Below are 24,379 nucleotides of genomic sequence, written 5' to 3' on the forward strand. Positions count from 1 at the left end.
GATGCAGTTGAAGCCCGGCACGGTCGAGGAATACCGCCGCCGGCACGACGCGATCTGGCCGGAACTCTCCGCCCTGCTGACCGAAGCGGGCATCCGCGACTACTCGATCTTTCTGGACGAGGACAGTCTTGCCCTCTTCGCGGTACTGCGCCTGCTGCCGCAGAACAGCCGCGACACCCTGCCCGATCATCCGGTGATGCGCCGTTGGTGGGACTATATGGCGCCGCTCATGGAAGTGGAACCGGGCAACCGACCGGTCGAATGGCCGCTCCCGCTGCTGTTCCACATGGATTGAATGGCATGAAACGCGCGTTCCTCACGGCCCTGCTGCTTTCCGCTGTTCCGCTGCCCGCTCTGGCACAGGATGCGAAGCCGACCGCCGACCTTTCCGCCCCGGTCCAGACTTTCGGCCGCGTCTCGTTCGATGCGCGTTCGCTGATGATCGACGGCAAGCGGCAGGTCATCTGGTCGGGCGAGTTCCATCCGTTCCGCCTGCCCAGCCCCGAACTCTGGCGCGACGTGCTGCAGAAGATGAAGGCCAGCGGGTTCAACACCGTCGCGCTCTATTTCGACTGGGGCTACCACTCGCCCAAGCAGGGCGTCTACGATTTCAGCGGCATTCGCGACCTCGACCGGCTGCTGACGATGGCGGAGGAAGAGGGCCTCTGGGTCATGACCCGCGCCGGGCCTTACGTGAACGCGGAACTGTCGCGCGGCGGGTTTCCGGGTTGGCTGGTCAATCAGAAGGCCCGCGCCCGCACCGACGATCCCGAATATCTGGCCGCCGCCGACGAGTGGCTGACGCAGATCAACGCGATCATCGCGCGCCACCAGATCAACGGCGATGGCAAGGGCCACAAGGGATCGGTGATCCTCCACCAGATCGAGAACGAACTGGCGCTGACCACGCCCGCGCAGCGCCGCTACATGGATCACCTCTACGCCAAGGCGCGCGCCGACGGCATTACCGTGCCAATCTTCCACAATGATCAGGGCCGCAACGGCTATTGGGTGCCGGAAGGCTCACCCGTAGACAAAGTGGTCCACGGCCCCAACGACATGTATGCGTTCGACGGGTATCCCGGCGGTACCTGCACGGTGGAAGGTAAGCCGACGCGCAGCGTGGCCGCGCCGGACTGGGGCTTCTACGGCCCCGGCGGAGCGAAAGGCGGCGCTTCCGCCTCGCCGAAAACGCCCGGATTCCTGGCCGAATTCGGCGGCGGCTGGTTCGACTACTGGGGTTCCAACGGCGGCTACGAATGCAACGCGGTCCAGCGCGGAAAGCGGTTCCAGCGAGTGTTCTACGGCACCAATCTGGCCAACGGGATCGGCATCCAGAGCTTCTACATGACCTATGGCGGCACCAGCTGGGGCTGGCTTCCCGCCCCGGTGGTATTCACCAGCTACGACTATGGCGCCGCCATTTCCGAGGCGCGGAACCTGCGCGAAAAGGCGCTGGAGATGAAGCAGCTCGGCGGGCTCATCGCCTCCGTACCGGACCTTGCGGGCATGATCCCGGCCGGTGCGGTGGAGGTCTCCTCGTCCAATATTCAGGTCTATCACAACAAGAGCCCGGAAACCGATGCGCGCTTCCTGCTGGTGGCGCACAAGCCTTCGAACGGACAGACCGACGACAGCTTCACGGTGACCGCCGCGCTGCCCGACGGGCGCTATACTTTTCCGATGCGTCTCAATGGCTTCGATGCCAAATGGCTGGTCGCCGGGGTGAACCTTGGCGGGCAGCGGCTTGTCTATTCGACCTCCGAACTGCAATCTGTATCCAAGGCTGGAAGTGCCGATCTGCTGCTGCTTTACGGCCGTGCCGGGGAGCCGGGCGAAACCGTGCTGCGCTATGCCTCGGCCCCGAAAGTCACGGTTCTGGAAGGCACGGCAGAAACCGCCTTCAACGACACCAAGGGCGACCTGAACGTCACCTACACGCACACGGGACGTACCGTGCTGCGCCTGACCGGCGGCGGACGCGGCGACCTGATCCTGATCCTTGCCGACGAGGCCGAAGGTGCCCGCTATACCCGTGTGGATTCCTCCGCAGCCCCGGTTCTGGTGCGCGGTCCGCAGCTGGTCCGTCACGCTTCGCTCAAATCCGGCGCGCTGGCGCTGACCGGCGATACCGGCGAGGCGGGCGGTCTCGAAGTCTGGGCGCCCGGCGCCGTTCGCGCGCTGTCGTGGAACGGCGCGCGTGTCGCGACCAAGTCATCCACCATCGGCAGCATCGCCTCCACCAAGAAGCTGTCCGGCCCCACGCCGGTCGTGCTTCCCGCCCTCACCGGCTGGCGCATGGCCAAGGGTTCGCCGGAGGCCGATCCGAAGTTCGACGACAGCACATGGCAACCCGTGGGCGGCAATCGCCCCAATGCCACGATAACCCAGCGCCCGGACGGCCAGCCGAACATGGCGATGGACGCCTATGGCTTCCACGAGGGCGACGTCTGGTATCGCGGCAAGTTCGAGGGCAATGCGGGCGCCAGAACCGTCTCGCTGTTCTACGGCGCCGGCGGCTCGGGGCTGGTGCAGGCATGGCTGGACGGCAAGTTCATCGGTCAGGCCGAGACGCCGAGCGGCCTGCCCCGCCCGATCACCACCGGCACCGTCACGCTGGACCTCCCCCCCGAAGCGCAGACTGGCGGAAGCCATGTGCTTTCGGTCATGGTCCGCAACAACGGCCATAACTGGGACCTCGATTCCGACGACTTCCACAAGGAAGCGCGCGGGCTGATCTCCGCATCGATCTCGCAGCCCGGCGGGCGCAGCTTCGCCGTGCCGATCGCGTGGAAGATCCAGGGCCAGCGCGGCGGCGAGGACATTGCCGACCCCGTGCGCGGCCCCGCCAACAACGGCGGCCTCTATGGCGAACGCATGGGCTGGCACCTCCCCGCCTTCGACGACAGCCGGTGGTCTGCCGCGCAAGTACCGGCGACCAGCGCGGAGGCCGGCACCACATGGTTCCGCACCGCATTCGACCTTGCCGTGCCCAAGGGCCAGGACGCCACCATCGCCCTGGCCTTCGGCGATACCGAAACCCCGCGCTCGGCCGCGAAGTACCGCGTGCTGATCTTCGTCAACGGCTGGAACATGGGCCAGTTCATCGCCCATGTGGGCCCGCAGCGGGTGTTCCCGATCCCCGAGGGTATCCTAAACCATCACGGCACCAACCACGTGGCGCTGGCCGTGACGAGCGACGGCGGCCCCGGCGACGCGCTGGAGGCGGTGAAGCTTGTCACCCTGCACAACGTCAAGGGCGGCCTCCCCGTGCAGATGGTGCCCGCCCCCACCCGCCCGGATCAGCTGAAGTGAGCGGAGACGCGCTCACCCGCCGTCAGTTCGGCATCGGCAGCGCCGGCGCGCTCTGCCTTGCCGGGCTGCCGGGCATCGCGAGCGCGGCCCCGAAGTCTGGCGCGCGCCCGTGGCCCTACCTGATCGGCGCCGACATCTCTTGGGTGCCCGAAGACGAAGCGCAGGGCGCCACCTATTACGAAGACGGCCAGCGCAAGGACGTGCTCACGATCTTACGCGATGCCGGGTTCAACGCGATCAAACTGCGCCTCTTCGTCAATCCCGCGAACGGCTATTCGCGGGGCAAGCCCGGCGGCCCGTGGTGCGACCTGCCCCGCACGATCGAATTTGCGCGGCGGATCAAGGCAGCGGGCTTCCACCTCTCGCTCACGCTCCACTATTCGGACACCTGGGCCGATCCGCAGCATCAGGACAAGCCAGCGGCATGGGCGAGCCTGCCCTTCCCCCAGCTGGTCGATGCCGTCCAGCGCCATACCGCAGAGACGTTCGCGGCGATGAAAGCGGCGGGCGTCGCGCCCGATCTGGCGATCCTGGGCAACGAGACGACGTTCGGCATGCTCTGGCCCGATGGCCGCGTGCCGCTGACCATTCCCACCGGCAATCCGGTGACCGACAAGGAACACATGCATGTCCGGGACGCAGGCGGCTATGACAAGTTCGCCGCGCTGCTGAAGGCCGGGATCGCCGCCAGCCGCGATCACCTGCCGGACACGCCGGTGGCGCTGCACAACCACCTCGGCCGCCACTGGCCGATCGTGCAGCATTGGACCGACAGCCTGATCGCCCGCGATGTCCGGTTCGATGCGCTGGGCTTCTCCTGCTATCAGCAGGCCGCGCAGGGCGACTGGCAGCGGACATTCGCCGAATGCAGCCGCCGCTACCCGGACAAGGGGTTCTTCGCGATCGAGTATTCGTCGCGCAAGCGCTACCTGAACGATCTGGTCCATGCCCATCCGAACGGCTGGGGCAGCTTCATCTGGGAACCGACGCGGCATCAGGAAGCGATCTTCCTGAAAGACGGCAAGAGCGCCGGCGAAGGCCCGCGCGCCGACCTGCTTTCGCAAGGCCTGAACGCGGCCGAAGCACCGGGCGCGACGCCCGCCTCACCGGCGACACCCGCGCTTCCGAAATCCGAAAACCATGGCGGCCGGTACGATGCCGATCCCGCCTTCCTGCAACTCTATCGCCAGATGGCGCGCGATTACGGAGTCCTGAAATGACCCACCGCGCGCCCTGCCGCAGCTACGCCCACAGGAGAACTTGAGTGGCCGCCCTTACCCATGACATCCCCCGCCAGCAGGTCACCGCGGCGATCGACCTGCTGATGCACAACCTCGTCAACATCAAGGACGAGACCGGCGAATTCCTGCTGCATCTGGAAGACGGCCGCGTGATCGACACCAAGGGCTGGGCCGGCTGGGAATGGACCCACGGCGTCGGCCTGTTCGGCATGTGGCGCTATTTCGAGCAGACCGGCGATGAGAAGGCGCTTGCCATCATCCGCCAGTGGTTTGCCGACCGTTTCGCCGAAGGCACGCCCACCAAGAACATCAACACGATGGCGCCCTTCATCACGCTGGCCTACCTCTACGAACTGGACGGCGATCCCAGCTACATCCCCTATCTCGACACCTGGGCCGAGTGGCTGATGGCGCCGGACGGCCTGCCCAAGACCGAGGAAGGCGGCTTCCAGCACATCGTCTATAACGACGAGAATCCGGGCGAGCTTTGGGACGACACGCTGATGATGAGCGTGCTGCCGCTGGCCAAGATCGGCCTGCTGCTGGACCGTCCGCACTATGTGGAAGAGGCCAAGCGCCAGTTCCTCATCCACATCAAGTATCTGGCCGACAAGAAGACCGGCCTGTGGTTCCATGGCTGGGACTTCACCGGCCGCCACAACTTTGCCGAGGCGCTGTGGGCGCGCGGCAACTGCTGGGTGACGATCGCCATTCCCGAGATCATCGAACTGCTCGATCTGGAGCCGGGCGATGCCTTGCGCCTCTTCCTGATCGATACGCTGGCCGCGCAAGTCCGCACGCTGGCCGCCACGCAGGACGGTGAGACCGGCCTGTGGCACACGCTGATCGACGATCCGACCAGCTACCTTGAGGCATCCGCCACGGCAGGCTTCGCCTATGGCATCCTGAAGGCCGTGCGGAAGGGCTACCTGCCGCGCGAGTACGAGGATGTGGGCATCCGGGCCGTGCGCGGCGTGCTCGCCAATATCGACGAGACGGGCGAGTTGCAGCAGGTGAGCTTCGGCACCGCCATGGGCGACACACTGCAATTCTACAAGGACATCGCGCTCACCTCGATGCCTTACGGACAGAGCCTCGCCATCTGCGCGCTGGCCGAGTTCCTGCGGACCTATATCTGACGATGCGCGCGGCAAGCGCCCTGTGGCTGGCGGCGGGTCTTGCACTCGCCCACCCGGCAGAGGCGCATGCCGCGCAGAGCAAGGCCGCATGGGTGCATTTCGCTCCCTTGCCCGGCGACTTCGCACTGGCGGCGCGGGGCCGGGTCGCGCAAGTGGTGACCGCGCCCGAGGATCACGATCTCGTCCGCATCGCCGCCGAGAGCCTGCGGGCGGACCTCTCCTCCGTCACCGGCGCGCAGGGCCAGTCGGGCACCCAAGTCTGGATCGGCACGCTGGGCCATAGTCCTGCCATCGACCGGATGGTCGCGACCGGCAGGATCGATGCGGAAAAGCTGCGCGGCGCCTGGGAGAGTTTCCTGATCGTGCCGGTCGCCAATCCAGCGCCCGGCGTGCGGCAGGCGCTGGTGATCCTCGGCAGCGATCGGCGCGGCACCGCCTACGGCACTTATGAACTCTCCCGCGCCATCGGCATATCGCCATGGCACTGGTGGGCGGACGTGCCGCCCGAGCACCACGATGCGCTTTATGTTTCCGGCAGAGCACAGCGCTTCGGGCCGCCCTCGGTCCAGTATCGCGGCATCTTCATCAATGACGAGGACTGGGGCCTCGTCCCCTGGGCGCAAGGCGCATTTCCCGGCGAACCTGCGCCGGGACCGAAGACGTACGCGAAAGTCTTCGACCTCCTGCTGCGGCTGCGGGCGAACACGCTCTGGCCCGCGATGCACAAGGCCAGCTGGGCCTTCAACGCCGATCCCGCGAATGCCGCGCTGGCGGAGCGCTACGGGATCGTCATGGGCACCAGCCACGCCGAACCGATGCTGCGCAACAATGTCGGCGAGTGGACCGGCAAGGCGGAAGACTTCAACTACCTGACCAACCGCGACGGCATCCGCGCATACTGGCGCGAACGGGTGGCCAGCAATGCCGCCGACGAGACGATCTGGACGCTCGGGCTGCGCGGTATCCACGACAGCGACATGATCGGCCCGAAGACCGACGAGGAGCGCCGCAACACGCTGGAACAGGTCTTCGCCGACCAGCGCGCTATGCTGCGGGAGGCCGGAATTGCGCAGGCTCCACAAGTCTTCACACCCTACAAGGAAGTTCTCGGCATCTACCGCGCCGGGCTGAAAGTGCCGGACGACGTGACCCTCATGTGGACCGACGACAACTTCGGCTACATCCGCCACTTCCCCGATCCCGCCGAACGCGCGCGCAGCGGCGGAAACGGCGTCTATTACCACCTCTCCTATCTCGGCGCGCCGCTATCCTACCTCTGGCTTTCGACCACCCCGCCCGCCTTGATCCGCGAGGAAATGGGCCGGGCCTGGGACAAGGGCGCGCGCCGGATGTGGGTCGCCAATGTCGGCGATATCAAACCCGCCGAGCTTGCGATCGACTACTTCCTCAGCCTCGCCTGGGATATCGAGGGAACGCGCGGCCAGTCCGCCGAGACATGGACACGGCAATGGGCGGAGCAGACCCTCGGCACAGGGACAGGCGCGGCGGCAGCGGCGATCCTCGGCGACTACTACCGCCTCAACTTCGCGCGCCGTCCCGAACATCTCCAGTGGTATCTGCCGGGCGAAAAGCCCCACGCCAGCCCGCTCTCCATTGCCGAGGCCGACGAACGCCTGGCCGGATTTGCCGCCATGGAACGACGCCTCGCCGCGCTGCGCCCGCAGGTTCCGGAGGATCGTCAGGACAGTTTCTTCGAACTGCTGGACTATCCGGTCTCCGCTTCGGCCGCCGCCAACCGGCGCTTCTTCGCTGCCGAGGCCCACGATGCACTGCGCGACCGCGATCCGGCGGAAAGCTGGCGCCGCGCCCGCATCGCTGCCGAAGCAGACAGCACACTGACCGCGCTGACCCACCGCTACAACCGCGAGATCGCCAGCGGCAAATGGCGCGGGATCATGGCAGTGGAACCGGCGGACGGCCAATGGCGCAGCTTCCGCCAGAGCCTGCCGGTCGTGCCCGCTTTAGCATCGATTCCGGATGTCGCGCCTTCAACCGCGGCGCCCACAACCGCCGCCGCAGCACCGCTCCTGCGCCCCAACCAGTTCCTGCCCGCAAAGGGTTGGCGGCGGATCGACGGGCTTGGCCGCAGCGGCGCGCTGCTCGGTGCCGGTACGCCTTCCGCTCCCGCGCGGGCAGCGATCACCCTGCCCGCCGGAAACTGGCAGGCGGTGATCGACCTGCTGCCACTCTATTCTGCCGACACCGACGGCATTCTGCGCCTGACCGTCCGCATCGACGGCAAGGCCGAGACGCTGGAACTACCCCGCCGCACCGGCGACCGCGACTGGGCCATGGCGGTGCTGGACAACCGCATCGCCCGCCCCCTGAGCGGCACGCTCGGCGCAGGCCGACACGAGATTTCGCTCGAAGCGGGCGATCCCGCCGTAATGATCGAGGCGATCCGCTTCATACCTGCTGACAAGTTAAATACTCCGACTTAATAATCGTATCCAAGCGGGTCGCCCAAGAAGGCAGGCCCGGCAAAGAACAAGACGGTGAAGGATCCTGTAGTGCCCGAAAGCCAGAAGACGGCCGTGCGGCCCGTGCGCCTGCGAAACTACCTCGCTTACGGTTCCAACGACGTGCTCGGGGCCGGATCGATGGCGGTCATCTCGGGCTGGGTGCTGATCTTCTATACGCAGTTCTGCGGGCTTTCCGCCGGACAGGCCGCCACGATCTTCGCCGTGGCCCGCGTGCTGGACGCCTTCGCCTCGCCGATGATCGGCTATATCTCCGACCACTTCGGCACGACCGCGCTGGGCCGCCGGTTCGGACGGCGGCGCTTCTTCATCCTCGCCGCGATCCCGCTGCTGCCCAGCTTTGGCCTCATGTGGCTGCCGGGACAGACCTTCTGGTACTACCTCGTCAGCTATGTGCTGTTCGAGCTGATCTACGCAATGGAGATCATCCCGTTCGAAACGCTCGCCGCCGAGATGTCGAGCGACTACAGCACCAAGGCCAAGTTCGCGGGCTGGCGCATCCTGTTCGGGCAGGCCTCGGCGATCCTGGCGGGCTTCCTGCCGCTCTGGCTGATCGAGGCGCTGGGCCGCGACAGCGCCGATACCTTCTTCTACATGGGCCTGATCTTCGCCGCCCTGTTCATGGTGACGGCGGCCATGCTCTACCTGTTCAGCTGGGAGCGCCACGGCCCCGGCGGCATTCCTCTCCCGCCCGAACAGCGCCACTCGGCCAGCCCGCTGGAAGCACTGAAGGCGCTCTACCGCAACCTGTTCTCGACGATGCGCATCCGCGCCTTCCGGCTGCATCTGGGCATGTACCTCGGCGGCTACATCAGCCAGGACGTGTTCAACGCCGCCTTCACCTTCTTCGTGATCTTCGCGCTGGCGGGAACGACCGCGATAGCCTCCGGCCTGCTGGGGACGATGTATATCGTTCAGTTCCTGGCCGTCATCATCGCCATCAACATGGCCCTGCGCGCCTCGCCCAGCCGCGCCTACCAGGTCGCCGCCGCCAGCTTCGCAGCGGGCGCGCTCACCCTTATCGGCCTCTGGGCACTCGGCATCACTGCCGCCAGCCATATGATCTGGCTGCCGATCGTGCTGGCGGGCCTAGGACGCGGCGCGCTCAACTACATCCCCTGGGCGACCTACAACTACATGGCCGACGTCGACGAGATCGTCACCGGCAGCCGCCGCGAAGGCAGCTTCGCCGGAGTCATGACGTTCGTGCGCAAGGCGACCCAGGCCGCCGCGGTGGCGGGCGTGGGCTTCGTCATGCAGGCGGGCGGCTTCGTCTCCGGCGCGACGCAGCAGTCGGACGGGGCGATCCGCACCATCGCCCTGCTGCTGGGTATCGGCACCGTGGGCATGCTGGTGTTCGGCGTGATCGTCTCGCTGCGCTTCCGCCTCTCGCCCGCGACCCATGCGGTGCTGATGCGGGAGATCGAGCACTTGCGCTCCGGCGCCCGCACCCCGACCAGCGCCGAGGCACAGGCCGTGGTCGAGGACCTTTCAGGCTGGCGCTACGACCAGCTCTGGGGCCGCAATCCGCTGGTCGAGCAGGAAGCCGCGAACGGCGATGCCGGATTGACCCGCAGGCCGTCATCGTCCCGGACATGATCCGGAACGGCGCGAGTTAGCCGCGCGGCGGGCGATAGCCCACGGCTTCGCTGATCTCGCCCGCCGAGGCGACGATCGCCGCCACCAGATCGTCGACGATATCGTCGGTCAGATAGTGCGCCGCGCTGGCGATCGAGATCGCGATGCAGATCTGCCGCCGGGCGTCGCGGATCGGCACGGCCAGCGAACGCACGCCGTCGCCCAGTTCGCTGTCATGCAGCACATAGCCCCGCGCCTTGTGCTCGCGCATCAGCGCCACATATTCCTTGACCGCCTTGGCCGGGACCTTGCCGCCGTTCGCGGCACGGTAAAGCTCTTCCCAGACCGCCTCGTCCTCGTCGAGCAGCAGCGCCTTGCCGAGGCCGGTCTCGGCGATCGGGCGGCGGTCTCCGGGTGCCGTCGCCACGCGCAGGCGCTGGCGGCCGGTCACGCGGTCGAGGTGGCGGGACCAGTCGCCCTCGCGCTTGCCGACGAAGACGCAGAAACCGGTCTCGTCCGACAGCTTTTCCATGAACGGCCGCGCCACGCGCACGAAGTCGATCTGCTCGGTGGCCATAACGCCGAGTTCGAGCAGCTTGGGACCAAGCCCGAAGCCATCGTTCGTCACCGAAAGGTAGCCGCGCGACTTCAGCGCCTGCACCAGACGGTGGGCGGTGGTCTTGCTCATGCCCAGCTTGCGGGCAAGGTCGGCGGCGCGGATCGGGCCGCCGATCACTTCGTCCATGATGTCGAGCGCGCGCATCAGCGTCTGCGTGCCCTTGACCTCGACTTCGGGCTTGTCCTCGCGAAGTGCCGTCATCTTGCGTATCTTTCCCAGCTCGGCCCACTTTGCGGGACGAGACTCCAATTGTTCCACCTGCTCTATACCCTGTGGCGCAGCGGTCAATGGGAGACTCTCCGATGTGGAACGGTCGGGGATCAGGCGTGAGAGGCCCCCACCGCCGCCGCGATCTCGCTCTTCGTCGGATTGCGCCGCAAGGTGAGGCCGCCGTTCACCTGCAGGTTTTCGCCGGTCATGAAGCATTCGTCGCTGGCTAGCCAGACGGCTGCGGCGGCGATATCGTCCGAAGTGCCGATGCGGCCCAGCGGATAGCCGGCGAGAAACGCATCGAACAGGCCCGGCACCTGCTTCGCATCCGCGGTCATCGGCGTGTCGGTCAGTCCCGGAGAGATCGAGTTCGCCCGCACACCTTCGCCGCCGAATTCGTTCGCCACGCAGCGGATCACGTGGTCCGTCCCCGCCTTGGTGCCCATGTAGGCAGCGTGATCGTCGAGCATGATCGTCGCCGTGGCCGAACTGATCTGGATGATCGAGCCGCCCTGCCCGCCGCGGCTGCGTGCCATGCGGCGCAGCATCGCCTGGAAGAAGTGGAACGGGCCGACGTACTGGAGCATCGTCATCGCCATCACGTCTTCGTGCGTGGTGTCGAGGAAGGGCCTGAGCAGCCCCCAGCCGGTGGCGTTCACGGCAATGTCGATGCCGCCCAGTTTCGCCGCGCCCGCCTCGGCCAGCGCTTCCACGCTCCGTTCATCGGTGAGGTCGCAGGGGGTCCATTCGCAGGCGTTCTGCGCGGCGAAGTCTGCCAGCACCGCCTCCTTGCGCCCCGATACCAGCACCCGCGCGCCTTCGGCCAGGAAACGCCGGGCGATGTGCTGGCCCATGTTGTTCGCGCTGCTCGCACCCAGAATCACGGCGCGCTTGCCTTGCAGTCGTCCCATCATCATCTCCCGTGCTTGTGCGGAAGGGCCTACCACGTCGATGGAAGGCCCGTTCCTGACCAAAATAGGAGTGGCCCCCGGCCCGCCCAGCGGCGACAACTCGCACAGAAATCAACGCGCGAAGGCAGAGGAACAGGCAGTCATGGATCTTGGACTGAAAGGCAGGAAGGTCATTCTCACCGGCGGCAGCCGCGGCATAGGCCGCGCCGCGCTGGAGATCTTCGCCGCGGAAGGCTGCGACGTCGCCTTTTTCTCGCGCAATGCCGAACAAGTCGCCGAAACCGTTGAAACGCTGGCGCGCCACGGCGGCATCGTGATTGGCGAGGTGCTCGACATGCTGGACCACGGCGCTTACGTCGAATGGCTGAAATCCGCCGCCGACAGGCTGGGCGGCTGCGATGTGTTCGTCCCCGGCGCCAGTGCCTCCGGCTCCGGCGCGACCGGAGACTGGGAAGCCTGCTTCGCCGCCGATATCAAGGGCACCGTGCTCGGCTGCGAGACCTTGCAGCCTTACCTCGAAGCGTCCGGCTCCGGCGCGATCGTCATCATGGCTTCCACGGCGGGCACCGAGACCTTCATCGTACCCCAGGCCTACAACGCCATGAAGGCGGCTCTGATCGCCTATTCGGGCCAGTTCAGCCAGATGGTCGGGCCGCTGGGCATCCGCGTGAACTGCGTCTCGCCCGGCCCGATCAAGTTCCCCGGCGGCAACTGGGAAGCGATCGGCGCGGCCATGCCCGAACTCTACCAAGCGACCGAGGCCGCTTTCGCACTCGGCCGCTGGGGCGGGCCGGAGGAAGTGGCCCGCACTATCGTCTTCCTTGCCAGCCCGGCCTCTTCCTACACCACCGGCACCAACGTGGTGGTGGACGGCGGCTATACCAAGCGCGTCCAGTTCTGAAGCTCATCCTCCGACATGGAGCTGGCGGCGGTCCTCAGGGGCCGCCGCCTTTTTTTGACGCCGATCTGCGCACCGCCCCGCAGCACCTGTGCAAATTGTCAGTTCGGGTATCAGTCGAATTCGTAGCATAGTGATGCAGTAAAGTCGGCTACACGAATAGTCGGGGAGAGGGAGGAAACCATGGCATCCGCACGTCGTCGCGGAGCGTTGCTTGTCGCACTTTCGACAAGCGCGCTCACTTGCATCATTTCTCCGGCCAATGCCCAGAGCGAAGCGCCGATACCGGCCCCCGCTCCGCAACAGGCCACGATCGATACCACCGAAATCATCGTCACTGCCCGCAGGCGTTCGGAAACCCTGCAATCGACCCCGGTCGCCATCACCGCCGTCAACACCGCGATGCTGGAAAACAAGGCCGCGGTGAACATCGGCGACTTGCAGGGCACGGCACCCGGCCTGCTCATCACCCAGCAGAACTCGGGCGCGCAGGCGGCGAACATCTCGATCCGCGGCCTGACTTATGCCGATATCGAGAAGTCGCAGACACCGACCGTCGGCGTCGTCGTGGACGGTGTGACCATCGGCACCAATACCGGCCAGCTCCAGGACGCCTTCGACATTGCCCAGATCGAGGTCCTGCGCGGTCCGCAGGGCACGCTGTTCGGCGCAAATACGATCGGCGGCGTCATCAACATCACCCGCACCAAGCCGACCATGGAACCCGGCGTGAAGGCCGAGTTTACCTATGGCCGCTGGAACACCTGGGCAGGCAAGGCCATCGTCAACTACGGCGACGGCGAGACCTGGGGCATCAAGGGCTGGTACTTCCACAACGAGTCCGACGGCTTCTACCGCAACGCCATTCGGGGTACCCGCGCGGGCGGCAGCAAGGGCGACAGCTACGGCGCCAGCCTGCTGTTCGAACCCACCGGCAGCGGTTTCGACGCCCAGCTCAGCGTCGAGAACGTGGTCCAGAGCTTCGAGCCGGTGGTCAGCAATCTCACCAACAGCACCGAGATGTTCTGCGGATTGATCCCCGCCAACGAGTGCAACCGCAACAACACCAGCGACCTCTACACGGTGTTCACGCTGCCCGCGAAGAGCAAGTACCGCGCCCCCAACGCCACCTTGCAGATGAACTACGATGCAGGGCCGGTCAAACTCAGTTCCATCACCGGCTGGCGGCACAGCAAGGAAAACCAGACGCAGGACTTCGACGGTTCATCTACCGATCTCTACTATGTCGACCGCCGCCAGAAGTACACGCAGTGGAGCCAGGAACTGCGCGCCGCCGGAAACCTCTTCACCGGCTTCGACTATGTCGTGGGCGCCTACTACTTCCACTCGAAGTACGACCTGACCCAGTGGACGCGCTTCTTCGGCTTCGATCCCTCGGTCCCGCCGATGGAGTTCGACCAGAACCCTCAGACCAATGTGGGCAAGACCACCAGTTACGCCTTCTTCGGAGACTTCAACTGGGCCTTCGCCGACAAGTGGCGCCTCTCGTTCGGCGGCCGCTGGTCGCATGACAACAAGAAGCTGACCAACAGCTTCGCGCAGGCCGGGCTGATCGGCTCGGGCGACGCCAACTTCACCAAGTTCACCCCCAAGGTCGGCATCGACTATCGCCCGAACAGTGACGTGATGCTCTATGCCAGCTGGTCGCGCGGCTATCGTTCCGGCGGTTTCAGCCCGCGCGCCGCCACAGCGGATACCGCCAGCACGCCGTTCCAGCCCGAAACCGTGGACGCCTACGAGATCGGCGCCAAACTGGCCGCGTTCAACCGGAAGCTGGAAATCAACCTCGCCGGCTACATCTCCGACTACAAGGACATGCAGCAGAACCTGACCGTTCCCGGCGGCCCGTTGGGCAACCAGACGATCACCGGCAACGTGCCCGGCGGCGCGATGATCAAGGGTATCGAGATGGACGCCACGCTGCACGTTACGCAGCAACTGACGATCACCGCCTCGTCCGCCTACATGAAGTCGCACTTCCGCAACTTCGTTACGGGCGGCGCCTATAACGGCCTGATCGTGCCCTTCGACTATTCGGCGAACCGGCTGATCTATGCCCCGAAGTTCACCGGCTCGGTCAATGCGGACTACACCGTGCCCACCAGCTTCGGCAAAGTCGTGGCGACCGCGGGCTGGCGCCATATCAGCCCTTACGACGAGCAGATCTCGCAAGCCTCGCTGACGCCGGTCACGGACGGTTCCGGCACTGTCACCGGCGTCGTGGTGAACGGCAACGATCCGCGGGTGCGTACGACAACGCAGGATCTCGTCGATGCCAGCCTGACGGTGAACTTCGATATCGGCGACAAGGAAGCCTACGTGCGCCTGTTCGGTCGCAATCTCCTCAACGAGAAGACGACCACACATGCCTTCACCGTCGCCGGGCTGTTCTCGTTCGGCATGGCGCTCGAACCGCGCACGTATGGCGCCACGGTCGGCGTGAAGTTCTAAACAAGGAAGGGTTGAGAAGCATGGGTCGTCTGGAAGGCAAGATCACGCTGGTTACCGGCGCCGGGAACGAACGCGGCCTCGGCGCCGCCACTGCCCGGCGCTTTGCGGAGGAAGGCGCCTTCGTCTACCTGACCGACCTCGATGCGGGCGGCGCGGAAAAGGTTGCCGCCGCGATCCGCGAGGCGGGCGGCCAGGCCGAGGCGCTGGCGCAGGACGTGACCAGCGAGGCAGACTGGGAAGACCTGTTCCAGACGATCGAGAAAGGCCATGGGCGGATCGACGTGCTGGTCAACAATGCCGGTATCGCCGTGCTCAAGCCGCTGGCCGCGCTTTCCCTCGCCGACTGGGAGAAGCAGAACAAGGTCAATCTCGACAGCGTGTTCCTCGGCACGCGGCGGGCGGTGGAACTGATGCGAAAGACCGGCGGCGGCGGATCGATCGTCAATCTTTCGTCGATCGGCGGCCTCGTCGGCGTGCCGATGTGCGGGGCCTATGGTGCGGCCAAGGGCGGGGTGCGGATTTTCTCCAAGGTGGTCGCGATGGAATGCGCGGCGGAGGGCATCCGCTGCAACTCGGTCCATCCCGGCATGATCGAGACCGCCATGCAGGACGTCGCCCGCAGCGACAATCCGGAAGGCTTCAAGGAGATCGTCGCCTCGATCCCGATGAAGCGCATGGGGCATCCGCTGGACATCGCCAACATGATCCTGTTCCTCGCCAGCGACGAGGCGAATTATATCACCGGCGGGGAATTCACGGTGGACGGCGGTGTGACGGCGATGTGAGTGGGGAGCGAGCGGCTATGTTGAGCGGCTGGTGCAACGCTGAATTCACTCGCCAATATACCCGTCCGTCCATATCCCTCCATCAGCGCATATAATCTCGTCGCCCCCGCGAAGGCGGGGGCCCCGCTTCCTTCGCGCGACGCCGCAAGAACAAGCGGGATCCCCGCCTTCGCGGGGATGACGAGGTTTGGGTGCTGGGCTCCTGGCTCTGAGTTCTGGGTTGTGACTTTCGGGGTGCGGCCTCGGCTCTCCCAACCTCGGCCAGATCAGACCCGCACCACCACCTTGCCGATATTCTTCCCCGTCAGCATCCGCTCGTAAGCATCGAGCACGTTCTCGATCCCCTGCGTCTCGTCGAACCGCACCGCGAGCTTCCCTTCATCGAGCCACTTGCGCAGAACCGGCAGGAATTCCGCCCCGCGTTCGAGGAAGTCGGGGATGAAGAACCCCTCCACCCGCAGCCGCCGCATCAGGATCTGGTCGAAACGCGCCGGTCCCGGCATCGGCGCGTCGCTGTCGTAACCGGCCACCATGCCGCAGATCGCGACGCGGCCGTAATGCGCCATGTTCGGCAGCACCGCATCGAGGATCGGCCCGCCGACATTGTCGAAGAACGCCCCGATCCCGCCCTCGCAAGCCGACAGCCGTGCCTCGACATCCTCGCTGCGATAGTCGATCGCCATGTCCACGCCGAGGTCCTCCAGCAGGTAGCGGCACTTCTCCGCCCCCCCGGCGATACCGACGACCCGCGCGCCGAGATTGCGCCCGACCTGACAGGCGAGGCTCCCCGTCGCCCCCGCCGCCGCCGAGACCACCAGCCACTCACCGGGCCGCACCGCCGCCACTTCCCTGACGCCGACATAGGCGGTCCAGGCATTCATCCCCAGCGCGCCGAAATGCTGGCGCGGATCGCTGACGGTCTCGTCCACCGCCTCCAGCCCGGCCAGCGCGGGCACGACCACCGCCTGCTCCGCCCATTGCCCGAAACCGCGCACCAGCGTGCCGACCGGAAAAGCCGGATCGCGCGTCTCGCTGACCCGGCCGAGCACCAGCCCGACCATCTTCGCGCCAAGCGGTAGTGGCGGCTGATAGCCATCGGTGCGCGGGCTCATCCACATGCGGGTGCCCGCATCCATCGACAGCCACTCGGCGGCGATGCGCACTTCGCCCTCGCCCAGCGGCGCCGGGGCTTCCTTGCAAAGACTGAGAAAACGGCCGAAGTCCTGATTGCCTTCGGGATGGCGATCGAGCCGCCAGAAACGGTTGCCTGTCAAATGAACTCTCCCAGTGAACGCGTAACGTCACCCGCGCCCGCCCCCTCGCCACCTGACCAAACAGCTAGGGCTATCCGTTTGCACAGGCCCTCGCGTGCCCCCGTGGTTCTACCAAGGCAGGAACAAAGAAAACATGCGGGAGGCCCTGAAATGCGATTCTCGAAATCCGCCCTGCTCACGTCGACCATGCTGACGATGACGCTCCTGTCCCTCCCCGCAGCCGCGCAGGAAGCGGCGGCGCCGCTGCCCCAGGAACAGCCCCCGCAGGACGAGGCCGCGACCGGCGGCATCAAGGAAATCATCGTCACCGCCCGCAAGCGGCAGGAAACCGTGCAGGACGTGCCCGTCGCCGTCACCGCCATTTCCGCCGAGCAGATCGCCTCGCGCGACATCACCAGCGTCGAGAAGATCGCCGCGATCGCCCCCCAGTTCAACGTCGGCCGCGCCTCCAACGGTTCGGGCGCGCAGCTCACCCTGCGCGGCATCGGCTCGTCCTCAACCTCGATCGGCATCGAACAGTCGGTCGCGGTCGTCGTGGACGGCGCCTATTACGGCCAGGGCCGCGTGATCCAGGAAGGCTTCTTCGACCTTGCCCGCGTCGAAGTGCTGAAAGGCCCGCAGGCGCTGTTCTTCGGCAAGAACGCGACTGCCGGGGTCATTTCCATCACCACCGCCGACCCCACGCCGACCCCGGAATTCCAGATCAAGGGCGGCTACGAGTTCCGCAGCCAGCAATGGCGCGTCGAAGGCTATGCCTCGATGCCGCTGACAGAAACGCTCGGTATCCGGCTGGCCGCGCGCTATTCGAAGATGGAGGGTGGCTACTACCGCAACGTCGCCGACGACATCGTCTATACCGAAGTGGATTCCGCCAGCGTGCTCGCGGGCGGAAACGGCGATCCCACCTCGCATATCGCCGCGCCCGCCGCGCACAAGGCGCCGGGCGAGGAGGAATTCCTCGCGCGCGGCACCCTGAAATGGGAGCCGACCAGCCGCCTCACCGTCAGTCTCAAGGGCAGCGTGGACTTCAACACGGTCAACAATTCCTCGTGGAACTACGTCGCCTTTGCCTGCGGCGACGGCAGCACCTCGCAGCTCAACGGCTATGCCTGCGGCAAGCACTTCATCACCCACCAGAACAACATGCCGGTCGATGTCGCCGCCAGCTTCCCCTTCGCCAAGAAGGACGGCGCGCTCTACAACCGCTACCGCTCGGCAGCCGGAACGCTGAACGTGACTTACGATGCCGATCAGTTGCAGTTGTCGTCGGTCACCAACTACCAGTGGAACAACAACCGCTGGGCCTGCGCCTGCGACTTCCAGTCGAGCAACAGCGCGGGCGGTCCGGGCAGCAACTGGGCGACCGAGAACTCCTCATGGAAGGCCTTCAGCCAGGAATTCCGCGCGCTGACCCAGTTCGACGGCCCGTTCAACATGATGCTGGGCATGCTCTACCAAAAGACCCGGCGCGACTTCGAGCAATACGTGCTGGTCGGCGGCGTTTCCAATTCCGCCGCGCCTGCCGGGCTAGAGCATGTCGCCACCGCCAAGACCAGCTTCACCAAGGGCGAGACGATGGCCGTCTTCGGGCAGATCACCTACAAGATCCTGCCGACGCTCGAACTGGCGGGCGGCGCGCGCTATTCGGACGAAACCAAGGACAGCTACTTCACTCAGTTCTACAACAACCCGCTGGTCACGACCATCTTCCGCGATCAGTTCGACCCCGACGGCCTCGGCCAAGTGACCGCCCGCCAGCACTTCACCAACTGGTCCCCGGAAGCGACGCTGACCTGGAAGCCGACCGAAGACCTCATGGTCTACGGCGCCTACAAGACCGCGTACAAGTCCGGTGGGTTCTCGAACGGCGGCATCAACTCGAAGCTTTCCAGCGATCCGACCGCCGACCTGACCTTCGATCCCGAGAAGGCGGAAGGTTTCGAACTGGGCTTCAAGTCCACCCTGCTGAACCGCCAGCTGCGCTTCAACGTCACCGCCTTCAACTACAAGTACAAGAACCTGCAGGTCGACTTCTTCAACTCGCCGATCTTCGCGTTCCAGACCCTGACTGCCGACGCCCGCACCAAGGGCGTCGAGGCCGAGTTCCAGTTCGCGCCCAACGGCATTCCCGGCTTCGACCTGCACGGCTCGGTCAACTACGACAAGGCACGCTATACCGACTTCCCGCTCGCGCCCTGCTATGCCGGGCAGACTCCGGCGGAAGGCTGTAACCTGGCGGGCAATAGCCGTCAGGACCTCAGCGGCCAGACGCTCTCGGTGGCGCCGCGCTGGACCGGCAATCTCGGGGTCAATTACGAGATGTCGGTGGGGCAGACGATGAAGCTGGGCCTCAACGTCGATGCCAAGTATTCCGGCTCCTATCTCGCCTCGGCCTTCGGCAACCCGCTGTCGCGCCAGGGCAAATACGTGACGCTCGACGCCGGGCTGCGCTTCGGCGCCGAGGACGACAACTGGCAGCTCGCCGTCATCGGCAAGAACCTGACCAACCGCTTCTACGTCACCGGCGTGGTCGACGGCCCCTCGACCGGCAGCGGCACCGGCACGCCCGGCGGCATCCGCGCCGACCAGCTCGGCTTCGGTACGCTGCCGAGGACGGTCATGGTCGAAGTCAGCAAGAAGTTCTGAGGGTATCCGTGAGGAAGGGGCCGGTTCGAAGGAAGACCGGCCCCCTTCTTTTTGCCTATTGCCGAAGCTTCCCTTGCCCCCATTCCCGCCGTCACCCTGAACTTGTTTCAGGGTCCATCTGGCCGATAGGCCGTTGTCATAATTGGCAAACCGAAAGCGCGGCTGGCCGAACAGCGCTCCGGCCTCAACTGCGCGATGGATCCTGAAACAAGTTCAGGATGACGAGTTATGAAGGCTATGCTGTGCGCCTCGAATAACGGAGAGAACGATCCTCAACACCCCTTCGGCGCGTGCTGGCGGTGGATGTTGCGGAAAGACCTGCTCCTGAACAGCCAGCGGCCATCCAGCTTCACGCAAGTATCCTCATAGACGCCCCGGTCACGCATCGTCACGCCGTCCCGGTCGTAGATTTCCGAGGTATAGCTGCGCATCGTCGCGCTCTCGCCCGAGACTTCGATCGAACCGGGCCAGGCCTCGAACATAATCCCCGGATAGGCCTTCATCGCTTCGATCCACATGGCGACGATCGCCGGACGCCCCCGAGTGGTGCCAAGTTCGGGATAGTCCGGCAGCGACCATTCGGCATCCTCGGCCCATGTCGCGCCCCAGGTTTCAGCGTCGCGGCGCGTCACCGCGTCGGCGTAAGTCTCCAACAGCTCGCGGATGGCGAGGCGGTCCTCGAAAGGTCCGGTATAGGGCATGGTTCTCTCCTCAAACTTCGACCGGACGCTCGTGCGGCCCCGGCGGCACATCCGGCACCGCGACTTCGATCATGCCGCCCGCGACGCGCAGATCGAAGCGGCGCAAGTCGGCATAAGCGCCGCCGATGCAGCGCCCGGTCGCCGTCTCGAACCGGGCGCCGTGGAGCGGGCACATGATCGCCCCGCGCCGCACTTTGCCGCCGGACAGCAGCGCCGCCTGATGCGTGCAGCGGTCGTTGACGGCATTGAAGCCGTCATCCGTGCGCACGACCAGCACACTCCAGCCCGCGATCCGCGCCGCCAGCTTGCCTTCCTCGGGGAACTCCGCCTCGGCCACCAGGGCGTGCCACACATCGCTCATCGTTTCAGATCCGGACAAGGGTCTTTCCTATGGTACGGCCCGACATCAGATCGATGAAGGCCTCGGGGAGTTTCTCGAAACCGTCGCGCACATTGGCGAGCGGCTTCAGCTTGCCTTCCGCCACCCAGCCATCGAGTTCGGCCTGCGCCTGCGCCAGCACATCGGGATAGTCGTAAGTGATGAAGCCCTGCATGCGGATGCGGTTGACCACCAGTTGCCAGAGCGTGCGCACGCCGTGGGGATGATCGGCATCGTTGTACTGCCCGACCATGCCGCAGACCGCGACGCGGCCGTGCAGCCGCATCAGCGGCAGTACCGCCTCCAGAACTTCGCCGCCGACATTGTCGAAATAGACGTCCACCCCCTCCGGCGCCGCTTTGGCGATCTCGGCGACGATGTCGGGCGCGGCGCGATAGTCGATGGCGGCATCGAAGCCGAGATCGCGGATCACCGCCGCCTTTTCCGCCGAACCGACAAGACCGATCACCTTGCAGCCCCTGGCCCTGGCGATCTGCCCCACGGTGGAGCCGGTCGCCCCGGCGGCTGCGCTGACCACCACGGTCTCGCCCGGCTTCGCCTCGCCCACCGCGAAAAGCCCGACCCACGCCGTCAACCCCACCGGGCCGAGCGCGCCCATGTAGTGATGCAGCGGCATGTCGGGCTGCCGATGGACTTTCTCCAACCCCCAGGCCTCGCCCGAGAGCACGTAGTGGTCCGACCATGTGGCAAAGGCCCGCACGAAAGTGCCGACCGGATAGTCCGCATGGTTGGAGACCACGACCTCGCCCAGCGACATGCCGTTGATCGGCGCCCCCAGCGCGACCGGCTCGATATAGCTCGGCCGGTCGTCCAGAAAGCCCCGGATCGCCGGATCGACCGAACCCACCCGCATCGCCACCAGGAACTCCCCGGCGCCCGGCTGCGGCATTTCGGTTTCCCGAAGTGCGAAGTCTTCCGGCACCGGCACCCCATTGGGTCGCCGCGCCAGCACGATCTGTCTGACCTTTCCCATCCCCGCAGCTTAACCGCGCGCGGGCGGCGCGGACTGCTAGTCGAAACGCTAGGTTCGGGAATTTCCGGGGTTTGCCACAATTCGCACCGGAAAAGAGGAACAGCGCCATGACGATGAGTCCCGACCAGATGATCGATTTCGTCGATCGCCTCTATGCCGCCACCGGTGCGGGCGACTGGGACACCGCCTCCGCCATGCTCACCGAGGATTTCGTCGCCCACGAGGCGGACGGGCTACCGATGGCGGGCGAATATCGCGGCCGGAACGGCCTGCGCGACCTCTATGCCAAAGTCATGGGCCTCTGCGATGTCGTCGCGCTGGACCGGATCGAGACGACGGCGGGCAAGGACTATGCCGTGACCATCCTTGCGCTGCGCTTTGCCGATCCCGCGCTGCCGCCCGCCGAAATCTGCGAACGCTTCCGCTTCCGCGACGGCAAGTGCTGCGAGATCAAGCCGTTCTACTACGATCCGGCGCCTTTCATCGCCGCCAGCAAGGCGAAAACAGCCGCTATCTGAAGAAGCCCACGGGTCGCACCGGGCAAAAAACAATCGGTTGTGAAACGGCGGCAGGGAACCGCCGGACTTCCCATGATTTCAGATAATAAGAACGCGCTGTGCAGGCGGAAATCGCGGAAATCCGCGAGCTACCTCCAAAGAAATGCACAGAAAGCTCCGGCAGACCGTTCTTTATCCGCGCCGAAATGCTATGCTCGCAGGCGCAGCAATCAGCATGGGACTCACGAATGCCGAAGGACGCCACGGTTTACTCGCTAGATTCCACGAATCCCAGGACCGCTCCGTCCAAGCCGACTTTGAACGACCAGCTCGCCGCGATCCTCGATGATCTGCGCGAGCGGATCGGCGAAGCGGACGAGATCACGCTGGATTTCAAGGGCAAGCTCCACGTCCATCTCGACGTGAAGAAGGGCGAAGACCTGCCGCTGGTCGAAGCCAAGCTTTCCGCGCTGGGTGACGGCATGTTCTCGCAGATCAGCCGCGGTTCGACGCCGAACCACCCGTTCTCGCACCGGGTCAGCGCCCTGGTGACGATCTAGGAGCTGTTGCCGTCAGGCCAGCTTGGCCGCGTAGATCAGGCGTCCTTCGCCAAGATGGTCGAACGCGCGGCTGAGCAGGCTGTCGCCCACCGCCAGGCAGCCCTGGCTCCGTCCCAGCTTGCCATGCGCGCCGATCATGTTCGGCTCGGCATACCACGCGCCGTGAATCACGATGGCCCGTTCCAGCGCATTGCTGTTGGTGGGGTCCAGCCCGACCAGCCGCTGCGAACGGCCGTGCCCGCCATAGTAATAATCCGAGGTCAGATAGGCGCCCTCGCTGCTGGCGTTCGACCCCATCCGGTTCGAGAATCGCTGCAACCAGCCGGTATGCGCTGGATCGGACCCGCTGCCATGCGCGACATGAAGCGAAGTGGTCTTGCGGTTTTCGAGGTCCACCAGATGGAACCGCGGCTGCGACGAGGAAGACGAGAAATCGACGATCCCGATCCGGTCGCCCTTCACGCGCCGGTCGTGCCGATCGAGCGCCTTCATCGCCGCGTCGAACAGTTCGGGGCGTACCCCATCCGGTTCGAAGCGCACCGGCATCGGCATGAGCTGCGGCTCGGCAGCAGGCCTGACCGAAGGAATCGCCCCGATGGCCGGGCCGCTGCGCGGCTGGACGAGCGAAGGCGCACGCGATCGGTCCGGAAATGCGGATGAAACGGCGCGAGCGGCAGATGATGACGACGCTGCGAACGCACTGGCTGCAACGATCAGATTGCGACGGCTGAATTTCATATTGTCGCTGCCATATAGCGATTCCGTCGACAAAGTCTTGGTCAGATTCGCATCGTTCGCCACAAGCTCTTGTCCCCACCTCGAAAGACAAGGAAGGATCATACATCATGACCTCGGCCCGATCCGCTGCACTTTCGAGTGAGGACTACCGCCAGGCGGTGGCGACGATCATCCGTAACCTCCAGAAGCACGAGGATTTGTCGGATAGCCAAATGGCCGAGCGGCTGGGCTGCTCGGTCGGCACGATCCGCAATGCGAAAGGCCGGGCGACGAGTCTCGACCCGCTGATTCTCGCGCGAATCGAGCGCCTGTTCGGCCCCGGCGCGATCGATGCGTTCCTGGCCCTGGGGCAGGTCCGCGCGGTTCCCCTGCCCAGCGCCCGGATGCCGATGGACCCCGTGCTCGCCATCGTCGAGGCGCTGCATTCCATCGTCGAGGTCCAGGCGGTGGACAGCGAGGGCGGTTCGCGAATCACCGGCAAGGAACTCGGCCGGATCATCGAGGAACTGCGGCACGGGCGCACCGCGCTCGACGCCTTGATTGCGCGGGCGGAAGCCATTCGCTGATCTGCAACGAAGGGATCGCGACCAGACGGCGGATCGGCGACCTGCACGCTCCCTAAGAAATGCGTCCACGTCGCGGAGCACGAGTTGCGTAATTACTCCGTCTAATTGCGTTTTGCGCATCACCATATGAGTATTGCTGAAGTGCGACAACAGCGTGCCACCTTGCGCCTCTGCCCTTGCCGCCGCGAACACCGCTGAGCCGGGCAACTGCGGCAAACTGCAAGAAAATCGAGATATTTGCGTTACTCAACCGTCGCACGGGCGCCGGATGTCCTACTCTCGACGTTAGAAAAACTTTTTTGTCAACCAAATCACTGGAGATTAGCCCTCGCGTCGATTTTCTAGTCCGACAAAA

The 24,379-nt window shown here is 65.4% G+C and carries 20 protein-coding genes; 13 read left to right on the forward strand and 7 right to left on the reverse strand.

Going from position 1 to position 24,379, the window contains the following annotated elements:
* Position 1 precedes the first annotated feature (1 nt).
* The 6 genes from ACZ1II_RS00665 to ACZ1II_RS00690 are packed head-to-tail and all read left to right on the forward strand — an operon-like array spanning position 2 to position 9,795.
* On the forward strand, positions 2-295 hold the full coding sequence (locus ACZ1II_RS00665; protein ID WP_465143913.1) for an L-rhamnose mutarotase: 294 nt from the start codon (positions 2-4) through the stop codon (positions 293-295).
* A 5-nt stretch (positions 296-300) separates the two neighbouring features.
* Positions 301-3,315: a glycoside hydrolase family 35 protein gene (locus ACZ1II_RS00670; protein WP_465143914.1), complete on the forward strand. Its 3,015-nt coding sequence runs from the start codon at positions 301-303 to the stop codon at positions 3,313-3,315.
* Positions 3,312-4,535: a glycosyl hydrolase 53 family protein gene (locus ACZ1II_RS00675; protein ID WP_465143915.1), complete on the forward strand. Its 1,224-nt coding sequence runs from the start codon at positions 3,312-3,314 to the stop codon at positions 4,533-4,535. The genes ACZ1II_RS00670 and ACZ1II_RS00675 overlap by 4 nt, the downstream gene beginning before the upstream one ends.
* Positions 4,536-4,579: 44 nt before the next feature.
* Complete coding sequence (bglB, locus tag ACZ1II_RS00680; protein WP_465143916.1) at positions 4,580-5,695, forward strand: beta-galactosidase BglB; 1,116 nt, start codon at positions 4,580-4,582, stop codon at positions 5,693-5,695.
* A 2-nt stretch (positions 5,696-5,697) separates the two neighbouring features.
* A complete protein-coding gene (locus ACZ1II_RS00685; RefSeq protein WP_465143917.1) occupies positions 5,698-8,157 on the forward strand; it encodes a glycosyl hydrolase 115 family protein in 2,460 nt (819 codons plus the stop codon).
* 54 nt (positions 8,158-8,211) lie between these two features.
* On the forward strand, positions 8,212-9,795 hold the full coding sequence (locus ACZ1II_RS00690) for an MFS transporter (RefSeq protein WP_465143918.1): 1,584 nt from the start codon (positions 8,212-8,214) through the stop codon (positions 9,793-9,795).
* 16 nt (positions 9,796-9,811) lie between these two features.
* Here the strand turns inward: ACZ1II_RS00690 and ACZ1II_RS00695 are convergent, their stop codons facing one another.
* A complete protein-coding gene (locus tag ACZ1II_RS00695) occupies positions 9,812-10,594 on the reverse strand; it encodes an IclR family transcriptional regulator (RefSeq protein WP_465143919.1) in 783 nt (260 codons plus the stop codon).
* Between the two features lie 119 nt (positions 10,595-10,713).
* On the reverse strand, positions 10,714-11,514 hold the full coding sequence (locus tag ACZ1II_RS00700; RefSeq protein ID WP_465143920.1) for an SDR family NAD(P)-dependent oxidoreductase: 801 nt from the start codon (positions 11,512-11,514) through the stop codon (positions 10,714-10,716).
* A gap of 142 nt (positions 11,515-11,656) precedes the next feature.
* Here ACZ1II_RS00700 and ACZ1II_RS00705 point away from each other — a divergent pair, with 142 nt between their 5' ends.
* From ACZ1II_RS00705 to ACZ1II_RS00715, 3 genes are all read left to right on the forward strand, one after another.
* Positions 11,657-12,415, forward strand: a complete 759-nt coding sequence (locus ACZ1II_RS00705; protein ID WP_465143921.1) for an SDR family NAD(P)-dependent oxidoreductase — start codon at positions 11,657-11,659, stop codon at positions 12,413-12,415.
* A 180-nt stretch (positions 12,416-12,595) separates the two neighbouring features.
* Complete coding sequence (locus tag ACZ1II_RS00710) at positions 12,596-14,884, forward strand: TonB-dependent receptor (RefSeq protein WP_465143922.1); 2,289 nt, start codon at positions 12,596-12,598, stop codon at positions 14,882-14,884.
* 20 nt (positions 14,885-14,904) lie between these two features.
* Positions 14,905-15,669: an SDR family NAD(P)-dependent oxidoreductase gene (locus tag ACZ1II_RS00715; RefSeq protein ID WP_465143923.1), complete on the forward strand. Its 765-nt coding sequence runs from the start codon at positions 14,905-14,907 to the stop codon at positions 15,667-15,669.
* A gap of 266 nt (positions 15,670-15,935) precedes the next feature.
* Here the strand turns inward: ACZ1II_RS00715 and ACZ1II_RS00720 are convergent, their stop codons facing one another.
* Complete coding sequence (locus tag ACZ1II_RS00720) at positions 15,936-16,943, reverse strand: NADP-dependent oxidoreductase (protein WP_465143924.1); 1,008 nt, start codon at positions 16,941-16,943, stop codon at positions 15,936-15,938.
* 150 nt (positions 16,944-17,093) lie between these two features.
* On the opposite strand from ACZ1II_RS00720, the gene ACZ1II_RS00725 reads away from it, so the two are divergent.
* Positions 17,094-19,589, forward strand: coding sequence for a TonB-dependent receptor (locus tag ACZ1II_RS00725; RefSeq protein ID WP_465143925.1), 2,496 nt, complete (start codon positions 17,094-17,096; stop codon positions 19,587-19,589).
* A 272-nt stretch (positions 19,590-19,861) separates the two neighbouring features.
* Here ACZ1II_RS00725 and ACZ1II_RS00730 read toward each other — a convergent pair whose 3' ends face one another.
* The 3 genes from ACZ1II_RS00730 to ACZ1II_RS00740 are packed head-to-tail and all read right to left on the reverse strand — an operon-like array spanning position 19,862 to position 21,663.
* A complete protein-coding gene (locus ACZ1II_RS00730) occupies positions 19,862-20,290 on the reverse strand; it encodes a nuclear transport factor 2 family protein (RefSeq protein ID WP_465143926.1) in 429 nt (142 codons plus the stop codon).
* A 10-nt stretch (positions 20,291-20,300) separates the two neighbouring features.
* The gene (locus tag ACZ1II_RS00735; protein ID WP_465143927.1) at positions 20,301-20,669 is read right to left on the reverse strand and encodes a Rieske (2Fe-2S) protein; all 369 of its coding nucleotides are present in this window, start codon (positions 20,667-20,669) and stop codon (positions 20,301-20,303) included.
* Complete coding sequence (locus ACZ1II_RS00740; protein WP_465143928.1) at positions 20,656-21,663, reverse strand: NADP-dependent oxidoreductase; 1,008 nt, start codon at positions 21,661-21,663, stop codon at positions 20,656-20,658. The genes ACZ1II_RS00735 and ACZ1II_RS00740 overlap by 14 nt, the downstream gene beginning before the upstream one ends.
* 107 nt (positions 21,664-21,770) lie before the next feature.
* Here ACZ1II_RS00740 and ACZ1II_RS00745 point away from each other — a divergent pair, with 107 nt between their 5' ends.
* Complete coding sequence (locus ACZ1II_RS00745) at positions 21,771-22,181, forward strand: nuclear transport factor 2 family protein (RefSeq protein WP_465143929.1); 411 nt, start codon at positions 21,771-21,773, stop codon at positions 22,179-22,181.
* A 296-nt stretch (positions 22,182-22,477) separates the two neighbouring features.
* A complete protein-coding gene (locus ACZ1II_RS00750; protein ID WP_465143930.1) occupies positions 22,478-22,720 on the forward strand; it encodes a hypothetical protein in 243 nt (80 codons plus the stop codon).
* A 12-nt stretch (positions 22,721-22,732) separates the two neighbouring features.
* Here ACZ1II_RS00750 and ACZ1II_RS00755 read toward each other — a convergent pair whose 3' ends face one another.
* On the reverse strand, positions 22,733-23,458 hold the full coding sequence (locus ACZ1II_RS00755) for a murein L,D-transpeptidase catalytic domain family protein (RefSeq protein WP_465143931.1): 726 nt from the start codon (positions 23,456-23,458) through the stop codon (positions 22,733-22,735).
* 107 nt (positions 23,459-23,565) lie between these two features.
* Between ACZ1II_RS00755 and ACZ1II_RS00760 the strand changes: the two genes are divergently transcribed.
* Positions 23,566-24,024: an XRE family transcriptional regulator gene (locus tag ACZ1II_RS00760; protein WP_465143932.1), complete on the forward strand. Its 459-nt coding sequence runs from the start codon at positions 23,566-23,568 to the stop codon at positions 24,022-24,024.
* The last annotated feature ends 355 nt before the right edge of the window (positions 24,025-24,379 follow it).

It is taken from the genome of Novosphingobium sp. BL-S-20, assembly GCF_055521635.1.

What these genes read in the sequence shown, in the direction of transcription:
- ACZ1II_RS00670 (WP_465143914.1), top strand. Translation starts at nt 301, where the DNA reads ATGAAACGCGCGTTCCTCACGGCCCTGCTGCTTTCCGCTGTTCCGCTG.
- ACZ1II_RS00715 (WP_465143923.1), top strand. Translation starts at nt 14,905, where the DNA reads ATGGGTCGTCTGGAAGGCAAGATCACGCTGGTTACCGGCGCCGGGAAC.
- ACZ1II_RS00745 (WP_465143929.1), top strand. Translation starts at nt 21,771, where the DNA reads ATGACGATGAGTCCCGACCAGATGATCGATTTCGTCGATCGCCTCTAT.
- ACZ1II_RS00730 (WP_465143926.1), bottom strand. Translation starts at nt 20,290, where the DNA reads ATGCCCTATACCGGACCTTTCGAGGACCGCCTCGCCATCCGCGAGCTG.
- ACZ1II_RS00740 (WP_465143928.1), bottom strand. Translation starts at nt 21,663, where the DNA reads ATGGGAAAGGTCAGACAGATCGTGCTGGCGCGGCGACCCAATGGGGTG.
- ACZ1II_RS00760 (WP_465143932.1), top strand. Translation starts at nt 23,566, where the DNA reads ATGACCTCGGCCCGATCCGCTGCACTTTCGAGTGAGGACTACCGCCAG.
- ACZ1II_RS00700 (WP_465143920.1), bottom strand. Translation starts at nt 11,514, where the DNA reads ATGGGACGACTGCAAGGCAAGCGCGCCGTGATTCTGGGTGCGAGCAGC.
- ACZ1II_RS00685 (WP_465143917.1), top strand. Translation starts at nt 5,698, where the DNA reads ATGCGCGCGGCAAGCGCCCTGTGGCTGGCGGCGGGTCTTGCACTCGCC.
- ACZ1II_RS00665 (WP_465143913.1), top strand. Translation starts at nt 2, where the DNA reads ATGCAGTTGAAGCCCGGCACGGTCGAGGAATACCGCCGCCGGCACGAC.
- ACZ1II_RS00705 (WP_465143921.1), top strand. Translation starts at nt 11,657, where the DNA reads ATGGATCTTGGACTGAAAGGCAGGAAGGTCATTCTCACCGGCGGCAGC.
- ACZ1II_RS00755 (WP_465143931.1), bottom strand. Translation starts at nt 23,458, where the DNA reads ATGAAATTCAGCCGTCGCAATCTGATCGTTGCAGCCAGTGCGTTCGCA.
- ACZ1II_RS00725 (WP_465143925.1), top strand. Translation starts at nt 17,094, where the DNA reads ATGCGATTCTCGAAATCCGCCCTGCTCACGTCGACCATGCTGACGATG.
- ACZ1II_RS00695 (WP_465143919.1), bottom strand. Translation starts at nt 10,594, where the DNA reads ATGACGGCACTTCGCGAGGACAAGCCCGAAGTCGAGGTCAAGGGCACG.
- ACZ1II_RS00710 (WP_465143922.1), top strand. Translation starts at nt 12,596, where the DNA reads ATGGCATCCGCACGTCGTCGCGGAGCGTTGCTTGTCGCACTTTCGACA.